Raw genomic sequence first — 15,679 nt, 5'->3', positions numbered from 1 at the left:
ATGCGCCTGCTGCATCCCTCCGGTTCCGTCGTCCACCTGGCCTACTGCACCAACGTCCACCCCGCCGAGGACCTCGACGGGATCCACGGACAGCTGTCCGGAGTCGCCGCCCGGGTGCGGGCGCTGACCGGCGCGCCGGTGCTCGGCCTCGGGCTGTGGCTGTCGTCGCGCGCCGCGCGGGCGCTGCGGGCCGACCCCGCCGAACTCGCGCGGCTGCGCGCCCGGCTGGACGAGCTGGGGCTGGAGGTCGTCACCCTCAACGGCTTCCCCTATCAGGGCTTCCACGACCAGGTCGTGAAGCTCCGGGTGTACCGGCCCGACTGGGCCGAGCCGGAACGGCTCGCCTACACCCTCGACCTGGCCGAGATCCTCACCGCGCTGCTGCCGGACGACGTGACCGAGGGCTCGATCTCGACGCTGCCCCTCGCCTGGCGCACGGAATGGACGCCGGACAAGGCCGCGGCGGTCGACGCCAACCTGGCCGCGCTCACCCGGGGCCTGCGGGCGCTGGCGGAGCGCACCGGCAAGACCATCCGCGTCGCCTTCGAACCGGAACCGGGCTGCATCGTGGAGACCACCCCGCAGGCCGTCGCGCTGCTGGGCGGCACCGACCCCGAGTTCATCGGCGTGTGCCTGGACGCCTGCCACCTCGCCGTCGGTCTCGAGGAGCCCGCCGACGCCGCCGCCATCGGGCTGCCGATCGTGAAGCTCCAGGTGTCGGCCGCGGTCGAGGCGCCGCCGGGCGGCCAGTCCGCCCTGGCGGCGTACGAGGAGGAGCGGTACCTCCACCAGACCCGCTGCGCGGCCGGGTACGCCGACGACCTGCCGGAGGCGCTGGCCGGAGGGCTCCCGGCGGACCTGCCGTGGCGCACGCACTTCCACATGCCCCTGCACGCCGCGGCCCCGCCGCCGCTCACCACGACGGCCCCGTACCTGGAGGACCTGCTGGAACGCCTCCTGGCCTCCCCGGACGCGCCACTCATCCGGCACCTCGAGGTCGAGACCTACACCTGGAGCGTGCTGCCCGGCGCGGTCGACGTCGCCGAGGGCGTCGCGGCCGAGCTGGACTGGACCCGGCGGCGGCTCGCCGCCCTCGGACTTAAGGAGATCTGATGGCGCCCGTCGTCGTCGTGAACGTCGTCGGCCTGACCCCGCGCCTGCTGGCGCACATGCCGAACGTGGCCAAAGTGGGGGCCGCCGCGTCCCTGAAGCCCGTGCTGCCCGCCGTGACCTGTTCCGTGCAGGCCACCCTGCTGACCGGTTCGATGCCGCGTGACCACGGCATCGTCGGCAACGGCTGGTACTTCAGGGACCTCGGCGAGGTCTTCCTGTGGCGGCAGCACAACCGGCTGATCCAGGGCGAGCAGCTGTGGGACGCGGTGCCCGGCATCCGCACCGCCAACGTCTGCTGGTGGTACGCGATGGGCGGCTCCAGCGACTTCATCGTCACCCCGCGGCCGATCTACTACGCGGACGGGCGCAAGGAGCCCGACTGCTACACCAGGCCGCCGTCGCTGCACGACGACCTGGTGGGCGAGCTGGGCGAGTTCCCGCTGTTCACCTACTGGGGACCGACGGCGAGCATCGCCTCGTCCAAGTGGATCATCGCGGCCGCCCGCCGGATCCTCGCGAAGGAGCGGCCCGACCTGCTCATGGTCTACATTCCGCACCTCGACTACGACCTGCAGCGGTTCGGGCCCGACGCGCCGCAGGCCGTCGCGGCGGCCCGGGAGGTCGACGCCGCGCTCGCGCCGCTGCTGCGGGAGGACGCCACCGTCGTCGTGCTGTCGGAGTACGGCATCACCAACGCCTCCCGCCCGGTCGACGTCAACCGGGCGCTGCGCCGGGCCGGGCTGCTCGAGGTCTACACGCAGGACGGCATGGAGTATCTCGACCCCTGGGCCTCGCGGGCCTTCGCGGTCGCCGACCACCAGGTCGCCCACGTCTACGTGAACGACACCGCCGACCTGCCCCGCGTACGCGACATCGTGGCGGAGTTGCAGGGCGTGGACGAGGTCCTGGACCAGGAGGGCAAGGCGAGGTACGGCCTCGACCACGAGCGGGCCGGAGACCTGGTCGCGGTGGCGGAGCCGGACGCCTGGTTCACCTACTACTACTGGCTGTCCGACGACCGGGCGCCCGACTTCGCGAAGCTCGTGGAGATCCACCGCAAGCCCGGCTACGACCCGGCGGAGCTGTTCATGGATCCCAACGACCCGCTGGTGAAGCTGCGCGCGGGCGCGGCGCTGGCCCGCAAGAAGGCGGGCATGCGCTACAAGATGTCGGTGGTGCCGCTCGACCCCGCCCCGGTGCGCGGCAGCCACGGCAGGTTGCCCGACGCGGCGGCGGACGGACCGGTGCTGCTGGGCCCCTTCGACAAGGACGCGTACGCCGCGACCGAGGTGAAGGGCCTGCTGACGCAGCTGCTGAAGGGCTGACAGGATCACGCGGACCGGCCGCCGTCCCCGGGAGGGGACGGCGGCCGGTCGGCGTTCGGATGAGGGCGCGGCACGCGGTGCCGCGCGGCTCACTCGGCGGAGAAGACGTGGTCGCTGATCAGGCGGGTGGCCCCGATGATCCCGGCCGTGTCGCCCAGCTCGGACAAGACGATGGGCAGGTTTCCGGTCGCCAGCGGCAGCGAGCGCTGGTAGACGACGCTGCGGATCTCCGCGAGCAGCGCGTGGCCGAGACCGGCGACCCCGCCTCCGATGATCACCAGGCCGGGGTTGAAGAAGCTCACGAGGGACGCGAGCACGAGGCCCACGTGCCGGCCGCCCTCGCGAATCATCCGTACGGCGGCGGCGTCGCCCGAGCCGGCGGCCGCGGCGACGTCCTCGGCCGTCAGCGTGCCCTCGTGCGTGAGCCGCTCCGCGAGGAAGGGGGACTCGCCCGACTCCGCCGCGGCCAGGGCGTCGCGGGCCAGCGCCGCGCCGCCGAAGTAGGCCTCGAGACAGCCGGTGTTGCCGCACGTGCACAGAGGGCCGTCGTCCGACACCCGGATGTGGCCGATGTCGCCGGCGCTGCCGGTCACCCCGCGGTAGATCTCGCCGTCGACCACGATGCCGCAGCCGACGCCGGTGCCGATCTTCACGAGCAGGAAGTCGCCGACGGCCCTGGCGAGCCCGGCGTGCAGCTCGCCGAGCGCCATGATGTTCACGTCGTTGTCCACGAGCACCGGGCAGCCGAACTCCCGGCTCAGCGTCTCCCGAACGGGAAAGCGGTCCCAGCCCGGCATGATCGGGGGCGAGACGGGCGTCCTGTCGAGGAAACTCACCGGGCCGGGCACGCCGATTCCGACGCCGTGGATCTCGGTCGTCTCGCCGGTGCGCAGCTTGCCGACGAGTTCGAGGGCCTGCTCCAGCACCGCCTCGGGGCCGTCCCGCACGTCCGCCGGCTTCGACAGGTGGCCGAGCACCTCAAGCTCGCCGTTCGTCACCCCCACGTCGATGGACGTGGCGCCGATGTCGATGCCGACGAAACGCAGGTGCGAGGCGATCCGCACGATGCCCGACCGCCGCCCGCCACGCGAGGCCGCGAGGCCGCCGGTTTCGAGGAGGTTCAGCTTGGTGAGCCGGTCGAGCTCGAGTGCGAGCTTCGACGGTGACAGACGGGCCACCTCGCCGAGTTCGGCGCGTGAGCGCGCGCCGTCCTGACGCAGGAGGCGCAGGAGCCGCGCCTGGTGCGGGTTCTCGGGGCGAGCCGTCATTCGCTTCACGCCGCTCTTCCGGTCGGGGAATTCGGGGTGCGTGCCAGAAGTGACTCTACTTCTGCTTCGACGACAGCAACTTTATTACAGCAAACCCTTACTTTTTGCCCTACAGGTGAAAAGTTTCTGAGAATCTTGCCTTCCCGACCGCTTTGTCGGGCGTTGTTCCAGTGGGTGACTATCTGTGCTCTTTCTGTGGCGGCGAGGTTCCCGCTTCGTGGCGGACACGCCCCGCGCCGATGCGGGAGCCGCCCGTACGGGCCGATAGTTTTTCCCCATGGACGGGATTACGGGTCGTCATGTGATCGTCGTCGGCGGGGGCATCGCGGGTCTGGCCGCGGCGCTGCACCTGAACCGGGCCGACGCCGGTCTGCGGATCACAGTGCTGGAGGCGGCGCCGAGGGTCGGCGGCAAGCTGTACGCCTCACAGGTGGCGGGGGTGGAGGTCGACGCGGGCGCCGAGTCGATGCTGGCGCGGCGGCCCGAGGGCAAGGATCTGGCCCGGCTGGCCGGCCTCGGCGACGACCTGGTCGACCCGGGCACGACGCGAGCCGCGGTCCTGTCGCGCGGGTCGCTGCGCCCGCTGCCCCGGCAACAGGTGATGGGAGTCCCCTCGGACGTGGTCGCCCTCGCGCGCTCGGGCGTCCTGTCGCCGGCCGGGCTCGCCCGGGTGCCCCTCGACCAGTTCCTGCCGCCCACACTCGTGACCGGCGACGTCTCCGTCGCGGCCTACATCCGGGCCCGGATGGGCGGCGAGGTCGTCGACCGGCTGGTAGAGCCGCTGCTCGGCGGCGTGTACGCGGGCCGGGCCGACATGCTGTCCCTGGACGCGACCATGCCGCGGATCGCCGCCGCCGCCCGCACCGAGCGGTCGCTGCTGCAGGCGGCCAGGGGCATCGCCGCGGAGGCGCCCGGGAACGCCGGGCCGGTGTTCACCACGCTCAGGAACGGCCTGGGGTCGCTGCCCGCCGCCGTCGCGAAGGAGTCGGGCGCGCAGATCCGCACCGGCGTCACCGTACGCGACCTGATCCGGACGCCGGACGGGTGGCGGCTGGTCACCGGGCCCACCCGGGACGAGGAGGTGATCGACGCCGACGCCGTCGTCCTGGCGGTCCCCGCGCGGCCCGCCTCCCGCCTGCTCCGGCGTGAGGTGCCGAAGGCGGCGGCCGAACTGGCCGGGATCGAGTACGCCAGCATGGCGATCATCACTCTCGCCTATCCCCGTAGCGCCTTTCCCGAGCCGCCGGAGGGCAGCGGCTACCTCGTGCCGCCGGTCGAGGGCCGGCCGGTCAAGGCCGCGACGTTCAGCAGCGTCAAATGGCCGCACCTGGCCGAGGCCGACCGCAACGTCGTGATCGTGCGGTGCTCGGTCGGCCGCCTGGGCGAGGAGCTCGTGCTCCAGCGCGACGACGCCGAGCTGACCGCCCTGGCGATGAACGAGATGGCCGAGATCATGGGCGTGCGGGGCCTGCCGCTGGACACCCGGGTCACCCGCTGGGGTGGCGGGCTCCCGCAGTACGACGTCGGCCACCTCGACCGGATCGCCCGGGTGCGCGCCGCGATCGCCGGGCAGCCCGGCCTCGCCGTCTGCGGCGCGGCGTACGAGGGTCTCGGCATCCCGGCGTGCGTCGCGACCGCCCGCACCGCCGCCAAGCTCGTCGTGGAGCACCTGCGGGGCGACCGGGCGGCGGCCTCCGACGCCTGACCGTACGCCCGGCCCCCGGCCGCCGGTGCGTATTCCCGGTAGGCACCCGGCGGCCGGACCACCACGTCGTACCGGCAGAATGGAGGCATGACGGAGCCTGCCCCGCGGCCCAAGGCACGCGATCTCAACCTGGTCATCCGATACACCATGTGGTCGGTCTTCCGGCTGCGCGACCAGCTTCCCGTCGCCCGCGACGGCGTGGCCGACGAGGTCGAGGAACTGCTCGCGCAGGCGGCGGGCAAGGACGTGACGACCCGCGGCTGCTACGACGTCGCCGGGTTCCGCGCCGACGCCGACTTCATGTTCTGGTGGCACGCCCCCTCGCCCGAGGACCTGCAGGAGACCTACACCCGCTTCCGCCGCACCACGCTCGGCCGCGCGAGCGAGCCGGTCTGGTCGGCCATGGCCCTGCACCGCCCGGCCGAGTTCAACAAGTCCCACATCCCGGCCTTCCTCGCCGAGGAGGAGCCCAGGGGCTTCGTCTGCGTCTACCCCTTCGTACGGTCGCTGGAGTGGTACCTGCTGGAGGACTCCGACCGCCGCAGGATGCTCGCCGAGCACGGGAAGATGGCCCGCGACTACCCCGACGTGCGGGCCAACACGGTCGCCTGCTTCGCGCTCAACGACTACGAGTGGATGCTGGCCTTCGAAGCCGACGAGCTGCATCGCATCGTCGACCTGATGCGCCACCTGCGCGGAGCCGAGGCGAGGCGGCACACCAGGATCGAGATCCCCTTCTACACGGGCACCCGCAAGCCGGTCAGCGAGCTCGTCGCCGCGCTGCCCTGACGATCGCGACCGCCAGGACGGCCCAGGTCAGGGCCTCGACCAGAGGCCCCGCCGCGCCCAGGGCCATCGCCAGCGGCAGCGTCGCCGGGAGGACGACGGCGACCGCGCGGAGAACCGGCGCGGAGCGGAAGACCGCGACCGCGAGCGGGACCAGGCCGGCCAGCCACAGCACGATCCCCGGCGCGTACAGCGCGCCGAGCGGGTCCGGCGGGTTCACGGCGAGGACGAAGGTGGCGGTCACCGGGACCGCCACGACCGCGTGGCCGAGGCCGTACAGCAGCGCCCCGGCGTCGCCGGTCCGCCCCCAGCCCGGCGCCGCGCGGTGGACGCGGCGCAGGGCCAGGACGGCCCCGATCGCCGCGACCAGGTAGAGGGCGTACGCGCCCTCGACGACGTAGTCGGCCGCCGAGGCGAACGGCACCGTCTGCGTGTGCAGGATCTGTGTCACGCCGAGCGTCAGCGACGCCGCGACGGCCACGAGCGGCGCGGCGACGACCGAGGCGACGGCGGGCCTCCCGCCCACCGGGTCGTCCGGACGCGCGGCTCGATCATGTGCGGTGGCGGGAGTGCGGGGCGACGCGGTGGCGTCCATGACGTTCTCCTCCGGAGGGTGATGTCGTTACCCGCCCAGATTCGGGCCGCGACGTTCCCGGCCGGAGGAGCCGATGGTCCCGCGGGCCCGGGAACGCCTCCCGAGCCCGCGGGAACCGGCTCAGCCCGTCGCGAGTCCCGCCGACCGCGCGGCGGCGACCGCCTCGGCGCGGTCGCGTACGCCGAGCTTGACCAGGACGCCGGACACGGCGTTGGCCACGGTCTTCGGGCTGACGCCCAGACGCGCCGCGATCGCCTGGTTGCCCAGGCCCCGCGCGACGAGTTCGAGGATCTCGTACTCCCGCTCGGTGAGCGTGGGGAACGGCCGCTCGGACACCCGGGGCGGCGCGTGCAGGAGTTTGATCACGGCCTCGGCCGCGCCGGTCCCGAAGACGGCCTGGCCCCGGGCCGCCGCGCGCACCGCGGCGACCACGTCGTCCTGGGCGGCGGTCTTGAGCAGATAACCCCTCGCCCCCGCGCGGACGGCCGCCAGCAGCGACAGGTCGTCGTCCGACATCGTGAGCATGATCACGCTGGGCGGGCGGGGCCCGGCGGACAGGCGCCGGGTCGCCTCGATGCCGTCCATCTCCGGCATCGCGATGTCCATCAGCACGACGTCGGGGGAGTGCTCATGGACGGCCGCGAGCGCCCGGCGGCCGTCCTCGGCCACCGCGACGACCTCGATGCCCTCCACGGTCGACATCAGCGCCCCGAGCCCGTCACGGACCACGGGGTGGTCGTCGACGACGAGCAGCCTGATCACAGGGGAATCCACGCGGTCACCACCGTTCCGCCGCCCGGAGCGGCGTCGATCGTCAGCTTTCCGTCCAGCTCCTCCACCCGCTCCCGCATCGAGGTCAGGCCGACTCCCGGGACGGCCTGCGGCCCGAGGCCACGCCCGTCGTCGCGGACGCTCAGCTCGAACCCGCCCGCCACCCGGCCCAGCCGTACGGCGCAGCGGCGGGGCGCGCCGTGGCGCACCGCGTTCGTGAGCGCCTCGCGGGCCACCAGGTAGGCCGTGACCTCCACGGCGGCGGGCAGGCCGCCCACGTCCTCCGCGGTGATCTCGATCTCGACCCCGCCGTCGCCCAGCGTCGCCGCGGTGTGCTCCACGGCGCCGGCCAGGCCCAGCTGGGCCAGCTCGGGCGGCCTCAGCCCCCGGACCAGGCGGCGTACGCCCGCGCCGGCCTCGGCGACCTGGGTCCTGATCTGGGTCAGCAGGCCGCGGGCCCGCTCCGGGTCGGCCTTGAGCGCGTTGCCCGCTGCGTCCACGGTGAAGCCGATGCCCGCGAGGAAGGCGCCCAGCCCGTCGTGCAGGTCCCTGCTGATCCGCCGCCGCTCCTCCTCCCTCGCCGTGACGAGCAGCGTCCGCGAGCGCTGCAGCGCCGCCGCGCGGTGGGCGGCGGCGAGCGCGGCCCCCGCGTGCGACGCGAGCGGGGCGAGCACCCGTGCGTCGCCTCCCGACGCGCCCAGGGCGCCGAGGATCTCGTCCTGGAAGCGCAGCGGCACCGACACGCCGAGCGGGGCGGGCGTTCCCCGCTCGACGACCTTGAGCGGCTCGCCCGGCGCGCCCAGCTCGGCCCGCACGTACGCGGCCCGGGTCGCCTCGGCCACGGCGTCGGCGACGGCGGACAGGATCTCCCCGGGCTCCGAGGTCGCGGCCAGGCGGGCGCCCAGCCGGGCGTGGACGGCCTCGGGGTCGGGCCCGCCGCCGTACAGGATGCGGCCGGAGGCCCGGCGCAGCCAGCGGTGCAGCGGCTCGACCGCGACCGCCACGGCCGCCGCGGCGGCGAGGTGCGCCCCGGTGAGGCCGTCGACCGCGAAGTACAGCAGGGCCAGCGCGCCCGCCAGCAGCCCCAGGGTCAGCGCGCGGCGCAGCCACGGACCGGTCCCGTACAGATCGTGGCGGAGCATCGCCACGCCGACACAGGCCGGCAGGGCCAGGATGAACGGCACGCCGGCGGCGGGCAGCCGGACGACGGCCGGCAGGAAGACCCCGGCCACGAACGCGGCGGCGCCGAGGCAGATCCACAGCAGCTGGGTGCGCTGCTCGCCCTGCGCCCGCGCCGTACGGACGACGAGCCCGGCCGCGCAGGCGAGCGAGGTCGCGGCCAGGATCAGGACGACCGCCGGCAACGCGTCGCGCACCGGCGCGAGGGCCTCGACGGAGAACGGCCGGTCCGCGCCCTCCGGCACGAGCGCGGCCACGACCGTGAAGGCCGCCGTGGCGGCCGCTCCCGTCGCGGCCACCGGCCGCCAGGCCCGCCCGGGCAGGCGGCCGTCCGGCACGAGCAGCAGCAGGACGCCGCCCACGGTCAGCAGGGCGGGAGCCCAGGCCCACGTGCCCACCCAGGCGGCCCAGCGGGCGCCCGGCAGGCCGGGCCGTGCGGAGTAGGAGTCGGCGAAGTAGGCGACGGCGCCGAGCACGGTCACCAGGCAGCACGGCCCCACCGCCCCGCCCTCGCGGCGGGACAGGAGGTAGGCGCCGAGCGGGGTGAAGCCGAGCGCGACCGCCGCGTCCACGGGGTCGGCGCCGCCCAGCGCCCCGCCTGCCGCGACCAGGACGCACGCCAGCCCGAACACGAGCCAGGACATGACGGCCGGCACGCACCCTCCCCTCCGAACGGCGTCGACCACTGACCCGTTCAGAAGGGACATTCTGGTGGACCGTGCGCGAAGCGTCGGAAACGGTCTTGGCTGCCGGAAGTCTTTGCCATACTGTGACGAAGGATCGACGTCTATGTGAGGCAGAGTGGCAAGCGGGCTGGCACGTTCCAGGGGGCGCCGCCGCAAGAGGCGGGCCCGTTCGCACGTCGTCGAGGTGTCGCTGGGGGTGACCGCCTTCGCCGTCGGGGCCGCCGCGATCGCCTGGCCGTTGTCCCGGTCCGACGCGGCTCCACCCCAGCGCGCGGTCGCCGCGCCCGCGCCGCAGGCCTCCCCGGCGGGGGAGCTGACCGTCGCGAGCGTCGACACCGGCGAGAAGGCCGACGCCAAGCGGGAGAAGAAGGAAAAAAAGGCGGCCGAGCACAAGGCCTCGGGACCGTCGAAGTACACCGACACGAAGGCCGAGGCCTACTTCCGCAGCAGGTGGAACGACAAGACGGCCAAGCGGGTCAAGGACATCCGCACAGAGGGCGGCTACCTGCGCATCTACACGAACCTGCCGGAGAACGCCGACAACTCCAAGACCGCGATCACCCTGTGCAAGCGCGGCCTGGAGTACCTGGCCGAGCGGGGGGAGGCCAACCCCGTCGTGTTCGTCCAGTCCCGGTTCGGCGAGAACGGCAATCCCGTCCTCGCCAACGTCCTCGGGCCGGACGACGACGACTGCCGGGTCACCTACCCCAAGCCCAAGTGATGGTCAGCCGGCCGGCCGCAGGGTCAGGCACACGGAGTTGATGCAGTACCGGTCGTCCGTCGGCGTGGGGTAGCCCTCGCCGTGGAACACGTGCCCGAGGTGCGAGTCGCAGCGGGCACAGCGGACCTCCACCCGGCGCATGCCGAGCGAGTCGTCCTCGTGCAGCGTGACGGCGTCCGACTCGGACGGCTCGTAGAACGACGGCCAGCCGCAGTGCGACTCGAACTTGGTCTCCGACCGGAACAACTCCGCCCCGCACGCGCGGCAGGAGTAGACGCCGACGGTCTTGGTGTCGACGTACTCGCCGCTGAACGGACGCTCCGTCCCCGCCTGCCGGAGGACCCGGTACTCCTCGGGGGAAAGCCGCGCGCGCCACTCGGCGTCGCTCTTGACGATCTTCTCCATAGCTCACCACCCTGCCTTCTGTGGCCCCTCGCGGGGATTACGAACTGAGGAACCCCGCGACGGCCAGGGATCTTCCCGGCAGATGTTCACGGTGCGAGGCATCCTTTTCCCGGTCTTCCGGCGTCTTCACTGACGAGGGGCTGATCGCCGCACCCGCGGGGGCGGTCGCCCGCACCGCCGTCAGGGCGGCGAAGCACCCGACCCGTGCTGGACGCCGCCGGACGGTGAGAGGAGGCCGCCCACGGGCGGCCGTCGTGGTCCGTCCCGTCGCGTACGGCGCAGCCGAACGCGAGCGCGCCGTACGCGACCACGCGCCTGCGCCGGTAGGGCGCGGCCGTGGGAGCGCCCGGTCCGGCCGCCGTCGGCAGCCCGGGACGGACCCCCTCCTCCCTATAGGGTCGGTCCATGGCTTCGCCGTACATCGAGATAGAGGTGGGTGGCCGCACGGTCAAGGTCACCAACCCGGACAAGGTCTACTTCCCGGAGATCGGCGCCACCAAGCGCGACCTGGTGGAGTACTACGTGAGCGTGGGGGACGGCGTGCTGCGCGCCCTGCGGGAGCGGCCGACCTACCTCAAGCGGCACCCCGACGGCGTCGGCACCGACGCGATCTACCAGAAGCGGATGCCCCGGCATCCCGACTGGATCGAGACCGTCACGGTGCGCTTCCCCAGCGGGCGCACGGCCGACGCGTTCTGCCCGACGGAGGTGGCGGCCATCGCGTGGTGCGCCAACCTCGGCACGATCGACTTCCATCCCTGGCACGCGCGCCGGGCCGACCTCGACCACCCCGACGAACTGCGCATCGACATCGACCCGCAGCCCGGCACCTCGTTCGAGCAGGCCCGTACGGTGGCCTTCACGGCCAGGGAGATCCTCGACGAGCTGGGCATGACGGGCTTCCCGAAGACCTCGGGCAGCCGGGGCATCCACGTGAACGTGCGCATCGAGCCCCGCTGGACCTTCACCGAGGTGCGGTACGCCGCCATCGCCTTCGCCCGCGAGGTCGAGCGGCGCTCGCCTCTCGCGACGAGCGCCTGGTGGAAGGAGGAGCGGGGGGAGAAGGTCTTCATCGACTACAACCAGAACGCCCGCGACCGCACGGTGGTGGCCGCCTACTCGGTCCGCGCGCGGCCCGACGCGCGGGTCTCCGCGCCCGTGACGTGGGAGGAGCTGGCCGACTGCGACCCGCGCGACTTCGACATCAGGACGATGCCTGAGCGGTTCGCCAAGCTGGGCGACGTGCAGTGGGCGATCGACGACCGGGCCTGCGACATCGGCACGCTGCTGGAGTGGTACGACGCCGACGAACGGGGCGACATGCCGTACCCGCCGAACTACCCGAAGATGCCCGGCGAGCCGAGGCGGGTCCAGCCCAGCAAGGCCAGGCCGGCCGGAGATGAGGACGCGGCCGGGTGACCCTCCGTGCCGTGTGCCGGCACGATGCTGGCTTTTGTCCACCTGTCTCCGCTCTTGATCGGCTCTTGCATTCCCGCCCGGTGTCCCTGGAGGCGGGTGCGGGGATGGTCCTGGCGAGCGCTCGCCGACGGGGGAGCGGGCGCTCGTCCCCGGGCAAGACCGCACACGGACGAACCTGGAACACCCGAGCGCCTCGCCCTCGCACCGCTGCAGGGGGCGGGGCGCCTTGCACGAGACCGAGCGGGGGGAGACACCCGGATGTGCCTGAGCTGCGGCTGCGGCGAGCCTGACGACGACCACGGCGATCCCGACCACATCACCTGGACGGATCTGCGGAAGGCCTCCAGGGCCGCGGACATCAGTCCGGCGCAGGCCGCCGACAACATCAGGTCCGGGACGCAGTCCCTCGGCACGCCGCCTTCCTGACCGCCGGGCCCCGGCCGCGCGCCCGGCGAGGAGAGCGGGCCGTTCTCCCCTGGTTGCAACAGGTGGAAGCCGCCGCCAGACCGATATTTATGGAGAGTGACCAAGTGACAACACCGGTCAAGAGGATCACCATGTCCAAGCCGTTCTGCGCCCTCGCCGGCGTCGGCCCCTACGCCCTGGCCAAGGCCGGCGAGGTGTACGAGGACATGGCCGTCCGCGGCCGCAGGCTCGTCAGCAGGATGAGCCGGGAGGCCGCGCAGGAGTTCGAGGAGACCGCGCACGAGCTGGAGGACCTCTCCAGGTCCGCACGCCAGGCGCAGGCGCAGGAGAGGGAGAAGGAGACCGCGCAGACGGCCGGCCGGGCCCGCGCCACCACGGGCACCAGGGCCTGACACGCCGGGCCGTGACGCACCCGGCCGGGTTCCCGGGGAACGGGAACCCGGCCGGGTCGCGTGAGGCCCCCGCCCTCTCCGGGGGCGGGGGCCCCTCGCCGTTCAGCGTGCGCGCGGCCACGCGCCGTCGTAGCGGTAGCCCAGTTTCTCGATGTCCAGGACGTCCGCGACCGTGTCGCCGTACCGCGGCAGCCTGCTCGCCTCGGTGACGTTCCCGTACGCCGACCGGATCGGGGCCTCGGGATGCCTGGAGCGCCACATGTGCCAGAGCAGGTCGCCGAAGCAGGCGACGGCCCAGAACAGGGGGTCGTTCGGGGCGGCGGGCTGGGCCAGATCGCCTCCGATGCCCATCTGCACCGCTCCGATGTGGATCTCCAGCTGCATGTTGAACACCTGGAAATCCGGATTTTTCAGCATGTTGGCGATGACCTCGGGGGTCGCCCACGCGGGAATCGTCCCGCCGTCGACGTAGGACCGCCGGAGCGGATGAGCCCGCGGGATCTTGGCGGTCCATCCCGCGAACGCGCCGTCGAGCACGGCGTGATCGCGCGCGGCGTTCCCGTTCCCCCCGAAATACTTCTTCGACAGCATCGCCGAGCGCGCCGGCGCCCGGCCGTCGAGAGGCCAGTCCCAGTACGGCACGGACACGGCCGGATCGACGCGCCGGAGCTCCCGCTCGAAGTCCAGGAGGTATCTGCGCTGCCAGGGCAGGAAGAAGCCGTTGGCGTGGGTGGCCGTGAAGCCGTCCGCGTAGGTCCGGACCAGCGCGTCGTAGGTTCCCCGCGCCTTGAGCGTGCGCACCGCCCGGACGAACGCCGCCCACTGCGCCGTGCTCATGTCGCCGGCCCGCCGCCGGGTGCTCATGTCGCCGGCCGGTCGTCGGACGCTCATGTCGCCGGCTCGCGGGCGCGTGGTCATATCACCGGCCCGCGGGGTGGTCATGTCACCGGCCCGCGGGCGGGCCCGCGGCCGGGCCGGGTCCGCGTGCGCCGCCGTCCCGCCCGCCCCGAGCGCCATCGCCGCCGTACCCCACAACGCCGTGCCCCACAACGCCGATGCCAGCATCTCCCGCCTGCTCGGCCCCCGCATGTGCGCCCCCCGAATGTCGCCGTGTTCCGTGGCCTGGTCCGACCGGCGCAAAGATTAGAACGGCACAGCCGCCGGGGCGCCGCATTTGACGCCGTGTCGGCCTGCCGGGAGCGATGGGACGGCCATCGGCGGCAGCGGGTCCCCGGTGGGGAGACCGCGCCGGCCGCCGTTCGGACGTGCCGTAGGAGGCCAGGACCGCGTGATCACTCGGCGGAGAGTGCGCGGACGAGCCGGGCGACCAGGGGACGCGTCCGCTCGAACGAGGCCTCGCTGAGCGCGGGTGAGCCCACGATCGAGCGCATCACTCCCATGCCGAGCAGGAGCGCGCCGATCATCTCGGCGCGCAGCGCGGTGTCCTGGCCTTCGAGACGGTCGGCGAAGTCCCGCAGGTAGCCCTCGCACAGTTGGATGTGCAACTGCTCACGCACGGCGGGGTTGCCGGAGGAACGCAGCATCACCAGGAACGGATGCTCGCCGTGGAACTTCTCCCAGCCGCCGAAGACCACCTCGCGCAGTAGGGCGTCGGCGATGTGGGGGACCGGACGATGCGGGTCCGCGGTCAGGCCCGCCGGTATGTCCACGCGCACCGCCTCGGCGTACAGCTTCCTCTTCGAGCCGAAGTAGCGGGGGATCAAAGCCGGGTCGACGCCCACGTCGGCGGCGATCTCGCGGATGCCGGTGCCGTCGTAGCCCTGCCGGGAGAACCGCAGCCGCGCGGCGTCCAGGAGGGCGGCACGGGTCGCGGCGCGGTCGCGGCGCCGGGGGGCCGGCGGTGGCTGATCGCTCATGCGGTCAGCATAAGTCATCAAATGTTGACTTACGCGCCGGGCCCCTTCTAGCGTTCGAGTCATCGGTCGATGACTTGACGGCGGCCCGAGAGGGAGACCCATGCGAACCTATGTGATCACTGGAGGCACGGACGGGATGGGAAAGGGGCTGGCCCTGCGGCTCCTCGGCCGGGGCGACCGGGTGATCGCTGTGGCCAGCGGTGCGTCCAAGGGACGACTGCTGCTCGCCGAGGCCGAGCGGATCGGCGGCGCGGACCGGGCGGTCTTCGTGCCGGCCGACCTCAGCACGCTGGCGGGGATGCGTGCGGTCCTGGGCGAGATCGCGACGGTCACCGATTCCGTCGACGGGGTGGTCTTCGGAGCCCAGCGGTTTCGCCCACGGCGGGAAGAGACCGAGGACGGGTTCGAGTTCACCTTCGCGCTGGCCTATCTCAGCCGGTACGTGCTCGGACACGGACTGGTCCCAGCCCTCGAACGGGCCGGGGCGCCGGTCATCGTGAACATCGCCGGTCCCGGCGGCCTGCCGGGCGCCGTCCACTGGGACGACCTGCAACTGCGTGAGGGCTACAAGGGCATACGGGCCGCCATGCAGTCGTCGCGATGCAACGACCTGCTGGGCGTGGACTTCCCGCGCCGCCACCCCGGGGCGCGCACCCGTTACGTGCTCTACAACCCGGGATTCGTGCGGACGAGCATGGCCGACCCGCTGCCCCGGCATCAGCGGATCCTCACCAAGGCGCTGGCGAGGGTCTTCGCACAGCCGGTGGAGAAGGCGATCCTGCCCGTCATCCGGCTGCTGGACCGGCCACCCGCCGAACCGGTCACGGCCTTCATGCGCGGCAAGCCGCTGCCCCTCGAAGGCGAGGACTTCGACCCCGGCCGCGCCCGGCGTCTGGACGAGGTGACTTCGCGGCTGCTGAGCGTGGGCGGCACCGGTGCCCCGCCTACGGCGGCAGGCCCGTTCGGCTGAGGGTGGACGCTTGAGGGCGGACGCTTGAGGGCGGACGCCGC

General features: G+C 73.1%; 16 protein-coding genes. 9 read left to right on the top strand and 7 right to left on the bottom strand.

What is annotated here, in order from left to right:
• Together eboE and ACWEQG_RS06850 are read left to right on the top strand one after the other, a co-directional pair.
• Positions 1 to 1,113 (top strand): metabolite traffic protein EboE, encoded by a 1,113-nt coding sequence (gene eboE, locus ACWEQG_RS06855; protein WP_452282416.1) that lies wholly within the window; start codon positions 1 to 3, stop codon positions 1,111 to 1,113.
• Positions 1,113 to 2,438, top strand: coding sequence for an alkaline phosphatase family protein (locus ACWEQG_RS06850; RefSeq protein ID WP_452282414.1), 1,326 nt, complete (start codon positions 1,113 to 1,115; stop codon positions 2,436 to 2,438). Before eboE ends, ACWEQG_RS06850 begins: the two co-directional genes overlap by 1 nt.
• Before the next feature lie 89 nt (positions 2,439 to 2,527).
• On the opposite strand, the gene ACWEQG_RS06845 is transcribed toward ACWEQG_RS06850, so the two are convergent.
• Positions 2,528 to 3,706, bottom strand: coding sequence for an ROK family protein (locus ACWEQG_RS06845; RefSeq protein WP_363469113.1), 1,179 nt, complete (start codon positions 3,704 to 3,706; stop codon positions 2,528 to 2,530).
• Positions 3,707 to 3,983: 277 nt separating this feature from the next.
• Here ACWEQG_RS06845 and hemG point away from each other — a divergent pair, with 277 nt between their 5' ends.
• The gene (gene hemG, locus ACWEQG_RS06840; protein WP_452282412.1) at positions 3,984 to 5,411 is read left to right on the top strand and encodes a protoporphyrinogen oxidase; all 1,428 of its coding nucleotides are present in this window, start codon (positions 3,984 to 3,986) and stop codon (positions 5,409 to 5,411) included.
• An 87-nt stretch (positions 5,412 to 5,498) separates the two neighbouring features.
• The gene (gene hemQ / locus ACWEQG_RS06835; RefSeq protein ID WP_452282410.1) at positions 5,499 to 6,200 is read left to right on the top strand and encodes a hydrogen peroxide-dependent heme synthase; all 702 of its coding nucleotides are present in this window, start codon (positions 5,499 to 5,501) and stop codon (positions 6,198 to 6,200) included.
• Here hemQ and ACWEQG_RS06830 read toward each other — a convergent pair.
• The 3 genes from ACWEQG_RS06830 to ACWEQG_RS06820 all read right to left on the bottom strand — a co-directional run bounded on the left by ACWEQG_RS06830 (position 6,172) and on the right by ACWEQG_RS06820 (position 9,398).
• Positions 6,172 to 6,792, bottom strand: coding sequence for a hypothetical protein (locus tag ACWEQG_RS06830; RefSeq protein ID WP_452282408.1), 621 nt, complete (start codon positions 6,790 to 6,792; stop codon positions 6,172 to 6,174). The genes hemQ and ACWEQG_RS06830 overlap by 29 nt on opposite strands.
• A gap of 120 nt (positions 6,793 to 6,912) precedes the next feature.
• Entirely contained in the window at positions 6,913 to 7,566 is a 654-nt protein-coding gene (locus ACWEQG_RS06825; protein ID WP_452282406.1) for a response regulator, read from the bottom strand.
• On the bottom strand, positions 7,551 to 9,398 hold the full coding sequence (locus ACWEQG_RS06820) for a sensor histidine kinase (RefSeq protein ID WP_452282404.1): 1,848 nt from the start codon (positions 9,396 to 9,398) through the stop codon (positions 7,551 to 7,553). Before ACWEQG_RS06820 ends, ACWEQG_RS06825 begins: the two co-directional genes overlap by 16 nt.
• A gap of 145 nt (positions 9,399 to 9,543) precedes the next feature.
• Here ACWEQG_RS06820 and ACWEQG_RS06815 point away from each other — a divergent pair, with 145 nt between their 5' ends.
• Entirely contained in the window at positions 9,544 to 10,149 is a 606-nt protein-coding gene (locus ACWEQG_RS06815; RefSeq protein WP_452282402.1) for a hypothetical protein, read from the top strand.
• Positions 10,150 to 10,152: 3 nt separating this feature from the next.
• Here ACWEQG_RS06815 and msrB read toward each other — a convergent pair whose 3' ends face one another.
• Entirely contained in the window at positions 10,153 to 10,554 is a 402-nt protein-coding gene (gene msrB / locus ACWEQG_RS06810) for a peptide-methionine (R)-S-oxide reductase MsrB (RefSeq protein ID WP_452282400.1), read from the bottom strand.
• Positions 10,555 to 10,959: 405 nt separating this feature from the next.
• Here msrB and ligD point away from each other — a divergent pair, with 405 nt between their 5' ends.
• The 3 genes from ligD (at position 10,960) to ACWEQG_RS06795 (ending at position 12,791) form a co-directional block, all read left to right on the top strand.
• Positions 10,960 to 11,973 (top strand): non-homologous end-joining DNA ligase, encoded by a 1,014-nt coding sequence (gene ligD, locus ACWEQG_RS06805; RefSeq protein ID WP_452282398.1) that lies wholly within the window; start codon positions 10,960 to 10,962, stop codon positions 11,971 to 11,973.
• A 258-nt stretch (positions 11,974 to 12,231) separates the two neighbouring features.
• Complete coding sequence (locus ACWEQG_RS06800) at positions 12,232 to 12,399, top strand: hypothetical protein (RefSeq protein ID WP_363469100.1); 168 nt, start codon at positions 12,232 to 12,234, stop codon at positions 12,397 to 12,399.
• A 104-nt stretch (positions 12,400 to 12,503) separates the two neighbouring features.
• Positions 12,504 to 12,791 (top strand): hypothetical protein, encoded by a 288-nt coding sequence (locus ACWEQG_RS06795; RefSeq protein ID WP_452282396.1) that lies wholly within the window; start codon positions 12,504 to 12,506, stop codon positions 12,789 to 12,791.
• A 102-nt stretch (positions 12,792 to 12,893) separates the two neighbouring features.
• Here ACWEQG_RS06795 and ACWEQG_RS06790 read toward each other — a convergent pair whose 3' ends face one another.
• On the bottom strand, positions 12,894 to 13,856 hold the full coding sequence (locus tag ACWEQG_RS06790; RefSeq protein ID WP_452282394.1) for a tyrosinase family protein: 963 nt from the start codon (positions 13,854 to 13,856) through the stop codon (positions 12,894 to 12,896).
• A 227-nt stretch (positions 13,857 to 14,083) separates the two neighbouring features.
• Positions 14,084 to 14,668, bottom strand: a complete 585-nt coding sequence (locus ACWEQG_RS06785; RefSeq protein WP_452282392.1) for a TetR/AcrR family transcriptional regulator — start codon at positions 14,666 to 14,668, stop codon at positions 14,084 to 14,086.
• Between the two features lie 100 nt (positions 14,669 to 14,768).
• Here ACWEQG_RS06785 and ACWEQG_RS06780 point away from each other — a divergent pair, with 100 nt between their 5' ends.
• Entirely contained in the window at positions 14,769 to 15,638 is an 870-nt protein-coding gene (locus ACWEQG_RS06780; RefSeq protein WP_452282390.1) for an SDR family NAD(P)-dependent oxidoreductase, read from the top strand.
• The last annotated feature ends 41 nt before the right edge of the window (positions 15,639 to 15,679 follow it).

The sequence above is a fragment of the Microbispora sp. NPDC004025 genome, assembly GCF_053604425.1.
Note: the sequence above shows the minus strand (reverse complement) of the source record. Positions and strands in the feature narration are given on the sequence as shown.